Genomic DNA, 7,852 nt, shown 5'->3' on the forward strand with positions numbered 1-7,852 from the left:
ATCAAGAAAAAGCCGATAAAGCGTCTGACTACAACGATTTGTTCAAGCTGAACGCCTGATGTAGCAAAGCCACTTCTAGTGGCTCAAGCGCAGCGTTCCAAACCTCCGCCTCTGGCGGAGGTCATGACTTGCATTCGACTAACGGGCCAGGATGGGCCGGAGAACCGTCCGCTCTTGGCTGCAGCGCGTCTTTAGCTGTCGTTACGCAGCAGACCGCACTTCTATCGGCCAGCGCATCGATCGCCTCCTCCTAATGGCCGCTATTTCGGCGTTCTCGGCAGCAGGTCGAGACAGCTCGTATCGCCGGCGGCCGCCAAGAAATTGATGGCGTCGACCACATTGGCGACGGCCTGTGGGTCGCCGGTGGACAGGCCGGCGACGAGGATTGTTCGCAGGTCTTGCGACCTCGCGCCGAGCTCCATCATCTCGAGATGCCGGTTCTTGATCAGCGTTGAGATGGCTTCCACGGCGCGATGCGGGAGCGTAGAGCTGAACCTGGCGATCCGATCCACTAGGTAAAAGGTCTGTTCCGGCGCATATCCGGCATTCGACGCAGCAATGGTCTGCTGCATGAGCCAATCGGGGTCGAGGCCCTGATGAAAGTAGAATTGGCCGATCGCGCCGATCTCTTTCTGGAAAACCGTGCGCTGCGCCGAGGGCTCTGAAGCGGCCAGCAGCCTTCGATCCCAATAGCTCTGCGCTCTGAGGCGCATCTCCCCATCGGGCCGTGCCAGCTGCATGCCAAGGAACCACATTGCCTTCTGCCGCGCCTCCACTGGGGCATCATTCCAGAACTGGACTCCGACGTCTTCAGGGAGGGCCCCCACGATGTAGAGGATCACCAAGTAGTGCGTGAACCTCTCGGTAAGATAGTCTCGATCGGCGCCCGGCACGTTCTCTGCCAGCCGTCGGATCTCGTGGCGGTAGCAATCGCTCATTTTAGTGGCAAGCCGCGAAATGGGTCCCGTTCCGATCTGGACGTGCGATAGCCAGAGCGCGTCGCGCAGCTGCGCATCGCATGTCTCGAAAAAAGCGGGCGCGTTGACCTCCAGAAAGTCGGCCGCGAAGTAGCTGAGCCGACCGAGGTGGCGCCCGATGACCGCCCGCGGTATTCGTCCATCAGCACCGCTCCGGGCGATCTCGGCGTCCAGAATGCTCCTGATCTCCGGTAATGCGATGAGAGCGTTGCCAGGATCCTTACCGACAGCAGTCTCAGGGTTTTTGCTCAGCCAGAAGATGAGTTGAATGCAAAGCTGAAGGGCGGCGCCGCGCGACGTCGACGTGGCGGCGAAGTAGACCTGCCGGCGGTAGGTCTCCTCGAAGCTCTCCAGGTCCGTCGGCGACGAGCTCTCGTAGAATGCGATGACCTGATCCTGGACCTCCGCCTCGAGACCAAAGCGGATGCCTTCCTTGCCAAGCTGCAGACCCACCGAGATCAATTCGATTGCAGACTTGCGGACTCGCGACCAATCCGCGTCATGGCCCTCGCCTTCGTTACCGGTCGGGCCGACGCGAGACACGAGCGATCCCGTAAGCGAAAGAATGCCATTCCAGTCGACCGTAGTCTTGTTCTGGACAGCGGTCGTCAAGCCCTCGATGAAGCCGCGGAGATAGATCGCTGGAACGCTCGAGAATTGGGCGGCCTCTTCAGAAAAGGCCGTAGCATTCAGCTCGGCGGCCTGCCGCAATTGTTGGCCTAGACCGGTCACCGTAACTCTTTTCGCCTGCGGCGAAGGGCGCCAGTTGGTGAGGAACGAGACGATCTCGTCGACTGACAGGTTGGCGAGGTGAGCCGCGGCGGCTGGACTGACATCGGGCTCATTGAGCGCGTTGAACCACATATCAGGGTCACCACGACGTTCGACCTCCTCTTGACGATCCTTGGGAAGCACGTGGCGCCAACGCCATTGCACCTGCTGCAGCACGGATGCTCTGAAGGCGGCCCTTTCTTCGTCGTTGGGCTCTCGCCCAGCGCTTTTCCGGAAGCGCTCCTGCCAGCTCGGTTCGTATTTCGACGGGACCTTGTCGACCACACTCAAAATTCGAGCCTGCGTTTCCTTAGGTAAACGACCGTACCACACGGCCGCCAGATCGCCGTACTCCACATCGCACCAAGTCTCGCCGATCAGCCTGGTGTCATCGAGGTTCGAGGTGGCGAGCGCCGGCGCGGCCGCGGGATCGAGGGAGAGGACATGGAGCCGCAGCCGAATGAACAACCGCCAAGGATATTTCGAGATCTCGGTGATGATCCCCTCGAGCCGGTCGGGGTTGGCCGTACAGATGAGCCGGGCTGACCGAACGATCTCACCGACCAGGGCGTCAACGATGCCGTGCTTGGTGCCGTGCTCGGAGATGGTCCTCGTCATGTGGTGAGAATAGTCGCCGGGAGGATCATCGCTCACCCGTCGCTCGATGCGCAACGCGGTGTCCAGCATCTGGCACAGCAGACGAACGAGGTCGCTGCCTAACCTTACTGCGCACACACGGACATCCAAGGGCAGCAAGTGCTCGAACATGTGCTGGTCGAAAAGGGTGGTGGCCCTGCCGTCCTTGGCAATGATGCGGTAGAGCGAGGCAAAGAAGCTGAGCGCGGCCTCTCGGTGATCCCCTTCTACGAGGTTTTTGAGGATCGTGTGGGCGGCCGACGAATAGGGCAGCCGAGTATCTCGACTAAGCCACCTGTCCAAGATGTCGATCAGGGGCTCGGCCTCGTCGGCCGGAAGAGCGGCGATCGCTTCGGCGCCAAGCCAATGGACATCCGGATCTTCTGATCTTCCCACGAAATGGAGCGCGTCGGCGACTTTCGCCCGGACCGTGGAATCGCTCGAGCCTGCCATCCTCACTAAATATCGGCCAGCTGGCCAATGCTGCAGGCGCAGCCCGTCGTCTATGTCATCGAGGCCGGCCCAGGACGCCGCCAGCAATTTCTTTGCGGCAAGGGGATCGAGCCAGTCGGGAGTGCCGAGTCGGTCGAAAAAGTAGGACAACAGCGGGAGAGCACCGGGAATCTCGCGTGATAAAGCCTCTACGGCCGCCTTTCGGTCCGGCATGGCGAGAATTTCGTCGAGGCGCCCAATGTAGGCTGTATATTTGCCCTGAAGGGCGACCATCAGGCCCCTGACTGCAGTGTCAAAAGGGGCTTGCCATTCCGAACGGAACTGGTCGTCCACCTCCAGCGACTGATGCAGTGCTCGGCCGTAATGCACCTTTTTATTCACGTCCTTTACGAACTTCCATGATCGAGCAACGTCGCCGTCTGGAGCGAGCCCCAGGGATGCGCAGATCCGTTCGATCTGCTCGCGATGGCTGAGCCTGGGGGTGAGCTCTTTGACCGCTCGATCTGCCGCCTGCTGGCTGTATCCAAGTTCCCGCAGCGCGGCCGTAGCCTGTTCGAGGCGATCCTCCGTCTCGGGCGAACCTGTTACCGTCAGGTCGGTGGGAATTGCGAGAAGCAGGCGGAGAAGCGCGTCGATCTCGCGCATGGCGTGGCCAGCCAGAGGCACCGATACGCGAAGGGGCAGGGTGCCAGCCGCGAGCCGACAAAAGTCGACATATCGGTCGGCGGTCCGCTTTCCCAGCAGGCGCTGCAGGAGCGAGGCTATATGGCGTTGCTCCTCGGACATGTCGGATTGGGGAAGTTCCTCGACCATGATTTCCTGTCCCGCTCCGTTTGAACTCTTCCTTGTCTGTCAGCTCGCCATCGCAGTGATCATGGCAGCGATACGGGTTGCCTCGGCAGCCGTGAGATCGCTCGGAAGTCCGTCCACTTTAACAACCCCAGTGCGCAGGGGGATCGCGAGCGTTCCCATGATCGTCGAACCGCCGTCGGCGCCTTCCTTGGAAACAAACTCGGCGAACTGCTTGAGAATGGCCCTGACGCGACTTTCATACGACTCGGCCGTCTTGTCAGCGAGCCCGTCATTGGCAGCGCGGAAGCGCGCGTAGAGATCCGCTATGTCGACCCCTAACACATTGGCTTTTTCAGCATCGGTGGCGATCGAGAAGACCTGTCTCACCGAGCTCGCATAGGAGTTGGCAGTATTCGCGGTCAGCTTGTTGCGGATGAGCTGCTGTCCGATGAATGCCTCAAGCGTCTCGAGATCAGTTCGCATAATTGCCCCTTGCATAATATTGTCAATTACAATCATTGCATGGCAATTTGAGAAATGCAAGGCGCCTGAACGCCAGGCCAAAAGCCTCGACTTCAGAAGCCTGTGCAACCGATAGGGCAATGGAAGCGCAGTTCCGTAGCTGTTCGCATATGCCCAGTTTCGCCCAGTCGTCGCATCGGCGGCCGTACGATGCGAGATTCACGCTTGGCGCATTGCCGCTTGCTAATATCTGTCGAAACGTCGGCTTTTTGGGTGAGGTGAGGTCTGCCTCTACGACTGGGATGGGCGCATTACGGTCGTAGCCCTGTACGACCGCCTCGATCTCGGCGCGGTGCTGGTAATGGTACGCGAGCGGAGACAGTGTGACTTCCGGCTCCCCCGGCTCGCCATCGCGCAGAATCAGCAGGCCCTCGGCCGGCACGCGCTCGGGCAGCACTTCGCCGCGAAGGGCGGTCGCAGGCAGCGCCGAGAGCCGCGCATACAGCGCGGCGAGGATGGTTTCGCGGGGCGTACGCATTTCAGTGCTCAGATAATCTTCGCTTAGGCGACCACTCGCGGTCCGCTGCTACATAAAAGTGGACGATCGCGAATCTCCTTGCCATCCACTCCCTCCTCCTCCTCCAGCGTCACTCCCGTGCTTTGCGGTTTCTCTCAATTATGCTGCGGATCCACATAGAATTTGCTTGAGCTTGCGCACGCTCCTGATCGCTGGCGAAACGCGCGGACGGATCGGCGACACTATCTCGAACCATCTTAAACACATCGGCAGCGGTGAACGGCCGCCTCGACATTCGCGCCGCGGTCCCCGCAACCGCGAGGCCGGCACCGGTCGCGAAAGCAGCCCCAAAAAGGCTCGACATTATTGGCGAGTTCGCCACCTGCTCGGCGAAGCTCGTGTGACCCGCATAGGCAGCAAGACCGATGGCACCAACAAATGCAAAGTTGACCCCGGTATTGAAGACGAGATCGGACGAAGCGCGCACGACCATCGGCGGTTTTTTTTGGTCTCGTGCATTTATGTGGGCCAGACCATCGAGCAGCGCGCCGTGATAGTCGGCGCGACTCTTCTCATTGCCCGCCTCGGCGATGCACCTGCGCACCTCGACCCAGTAGTCGTCCTGAACCATGCTGGCCAGCATCTCGGCGCGCTCGCGTAGCGTATTCGGCTTCCGGCTGACGTCGAAGTGGAAGGAGAAATCCAACTCCGGCAATGCTGAGTATGCCTGCTCTGGCTCGCCTGCGTATGCAGCCAGTCCGATATAGTCGTATAGCGTGGATGCGCCGCTGCGATGATGATCCGCAATCACGGGATCGGCATCGAAGGCTGCAGCCAGGTTGTGGTAACCGATCAATGTCGGAATCTGGTGACGCACATCCTCGATTTTTTCTCGCATCATTCGGCCGAGAATATCTTGATCGATCTCTTCGCAGAACCACGCGTGCTGGTGAGGGTCTCGAGGCATGGCAATCGAAAAAGCTGCGCTCTCAGACACAATCGCGAGCTGGCCGGTCCGGAACATTGGTGCGTAATCGATTAGCACATCCATAAAAGCTAGGAAGCGTTGCCGCGCCGGAGAACCCTCAGCCTCCTGAGCCGTACGATGACGATTGATCGCCGCAGGCAGCGCGATGCCGTCAGTAAAGATCACGCCCTCATAGGTAAGTGGCCCAAAGAACGGGATCTTCCGATCAATTCCACCCATGCGCGCATCGCCAGCAGTTTCCATTTGATCCCAAAGCAAGGGGCGCCGCCCTCGCAAAGGCGGCAAGCTGAACCCGCCCGGGAAATCGCGATGGTGCGCATCATAGGCCTCGCTTAGCTCATCAAACCACTTTGCATCACGTGACGCGAAAAATTTCCGGTGCTCTTCCGGGTCGCCAAGTAACACATCCGTATTCGTCACGCGGCCGAACCAATCAAAGAAAGTCTCCGCCGATCGCTTTTCGGCCTTCATCGCTTCAACTGGCGATGCTCGCATCAGACTGTGCCTCATCAAAGAAATGCGGAAGAAGGGTGAACCTACAGCATTTCCCGTTAAGTATGATGCTGTTCAAAGCATCGAGTCTACCCAATTCGCCACGATCAGCGCCGGCACGCTGTCCAATGCCAGGTCCGCATCTCGCGCGAGGTCCAGCCGCTTCAGCAGCTTCACCTGCGGCACCAGCAGGAAGATCGGCGCGGTAACCTTTCCGCGCCCGGTCTTCGAGCGCGACACCACCGCCTGACCCTTCGTGTTCAACCGGCCCTCCGCGACCAGCAGGCTCGACCCTGTGCGGCGATAGACGAAGCGCAGGCGCAACCCGCGCCGTCGCTCCCATTCGCCGAGCGTGATCCTGCCGCCGCGCAGGGACTTGCCGGCTGCGGGCAGCGGGATCGCCAGCCAGAAACCGTCTTTGGAGCGGATGAGGGGCCCCGTGTCGTGCGCGCCGACGATAACCGGCGCCTTGGACCAGACCAGCGCGGCGGCATCCAGGCTCTCGCCCGACCGCGGGAAGTTCTGGCTACGGATCGAATTGGCGAGCCGGGGCCCGAGCCCCGCGCCGGTGATCTGCAGCCGCCACGCTGACTTCAACCCGATCCCGGCCTCGCGCATCGCGGCCGTGACGGCGCGCTCCCCGGCCGCCACCTCCGCCGCCATCATCGCGACGATGTCGGGATCGATGTCGAGCTTCAGTTTCATGCGGGTCAGGTCTACGGTCCAGACCAGCCGCTCGCGGTCGCGGGCTGGCTCGCCCTGAATGAGGAAGGCATCCCCGTCGATCTCGATGTGATCGCAGGGGAGCGGGCTGAGGCACCTCGGCGAGACGCAGAACCAGCCGAGTGGTACGCGAAGCCAGCCATTCGCTGCGGCGGCCCCACTGCGCACAAGGGGCTCGAAGCCGACCTTGTTCTCAGTAGCAGCGAAGGTTCCCCTTCCTGCCTGCTTCGACGAACATGCTGGAGCGAGCGGATGTCCGCTCTACAGGTGTTCAAGATCAGCTTCTAACGACCGACATGGGCGCTATCCCGCCACCCCACCCGGCCAAGGGCGGGGTGGCGAAGATGGGGCCGGAGGGAGACGGGCGGCTTTCGCGCACCGCAGGCGGGAAGCTGCGCTTCGGCTTCTGACCCCAACGAGCCATAGCCCCAAACAACCAAATCATTCAAAGCCGACGTTGTGAAAGTGATCTACGCCGATGTCATCGACGGTCTTCTTCCTCGAGGGCGGGCAGGTTTGGTTCCTCGCGCAATGCTCGGATGTATGCGGAGGTGCATGGCTGACCGATGATCGTCGGGTGCTCAAGAGGAATGACAGTGTTGTTTTCGAATGGAATCGTGACGGGAAGATCGATCTTGCACGACACCGAGGTGATAGCCTCGCCCAAACCCGTCACCCCGTCCAAGTAACGGCAACCCGTCTTGGCTTTTATCGTGTCCGGGAACACGATCGCGACCTCAACGAGCGAGCCGCGCTTGCCCACGAGTTCCTCGATAGAACGCGGAAACCTGGTATCCGTGCTGTCGTATCCGTAGACCTTGATGTTGCCGATGACCTGTCGACCGCGAACAACCCTCTCAACATCGAGCGTCACCGTCGTCGCTTGATCTCTCGCTCTTTGAGTGGAACGGGTGGCCGCCACCAATCCAACGACACGTCCAACGAAGATGGTGTCAGCTTGGCGGACGGCCTCAGGCGTCAGTGCCCGGTGCACGGGGCACGCTTGTGCGGGCGCAACGACGAGCGATAGTCCGAAAGCAA

General features: G+C 60.7%; 6 protein-coding genes and 1 pseudogene. All 7 read right to left on the reverse strand.

The annotated features are described in order from the left end of the window. Positions 1 to 260 precede the first annotated feature (260 nt). Positions 261 to 3,650, reverse strand: a complete 3,390-nt coding sequence (locus SMD10_RS24500) for a hypothetical protein (RefSeq protein WP_331688356.1) — start codon at positions 3,648 to 3,650, stop codon at positions 261 to 263. A gap of 39 nt (positions 3,651 to 3,689) precedes the next feature. Beyond that, entirely contained in the window at positions 3,690 to 4,112 is a 423-nt protein-coding gene (locus tag SMD10_RS24505; RefSeq protein WP_331688357.1) for a hypothetical protein, read from the reverse strand. Between the two features lie 22 nt (positions 4,113 to 4,134). Next, on the reverse strand, positions 4,135 to 4,629 hold the full coding sequence (locus SMD10_RS24510) for a hypothetical protein (protein ID WP_331688358.1): 495 nt from the start codon (positions 4,627 to 4,629) through the stop codon (positions 4,135 to 4,137). 109 nt (positions 4,630 to 4,738) lie between these two features. After that, positions 4,739 to 6,091: a hypothetical protein gene (locus SMD10_RS24515; protein ID WP_331688359.1), complete on the reverse strand. Its 1,353-nt coding sequence runs from the start codon at positions 6,089 to 6,091 to the stop codon at positions 4,739 to 4,741. Between the two features lie 72 nt (positions 6,092 to 6,163). Further along, positions 6,164 to 6,793 (reverse strand): DUF6441 family protein, encoded by a 630-nt coding sequence (locus tag SMD10_RS24520; protein ID WP_331688360.1) that lies wholly within the window; start codon positions 6,791 to 6,793, stop codon positions 6,164 to 6,166. A 54-nt stretch (positions 6,794 to 6,847) separates the two neighbouring features. Further along, positions 6,848 to 6,979, reverse strand: a pseudogene (locus SMD10_RS25670) (hypothetical protein); the annotation flags it as partial. 313 nt (positions 6,980 to 7,292) lie between these two features. Next, positions 7,293 to 7,852: hypothetical protein (locus SMD10_RS24525; protein WP_331688361.1), on the reverse strand; the 560-nt coding region annotated here is incomplete at its 5' end.

This window comes from Consotaella aegiceratis (assembly GCF_036541425.1).
In the GTDB taxonomy this organism is placed as follows: Bacteria; Pseudomonadota; Alphaproteobacteria; order Rhizobiales; family Rhizobiaceae; genus Consotaella; species Consotaella aegiceratis.

Coding starts and splice junctions, on each gene's coding strand:
- SMD10_RS24520 (WP_331688360.1), bottom strand. CDS start 6,793: ATGAAACTGAAGCTCGACATCGATCCCGACATCGTCGCGATGATGGCG.
- SMD10_RS24515 (WP_331688359.1), bottom strand. CDS start 6,091: ATGCGAGCATCGCCAGTTGAAGCGATGAAGGCCGAAAAGCGATCGGCG.
- SMD10_RS24510 (WP_331688358.1), bottom strand. CDS start 4,629: ATGCGTACGCCCCGCGAAACCATCCTCGCCGCGCTGTATGCGCGGCTC.
- SMD10_RS24500 (WP_331688356.1), bottom strand. CDS start 3,650: ATGGTCGAGGAACTTCCCCAATCCGACATGTCCGAGGAGCAACGCCAT.
- SMD10_RS24505 (WP_331688357.1), bottom strand. CDS start 4,112: ATGCGAACTGATCTCGAGACGCTTGAGGCATTCATCGGACAGCAGCTC.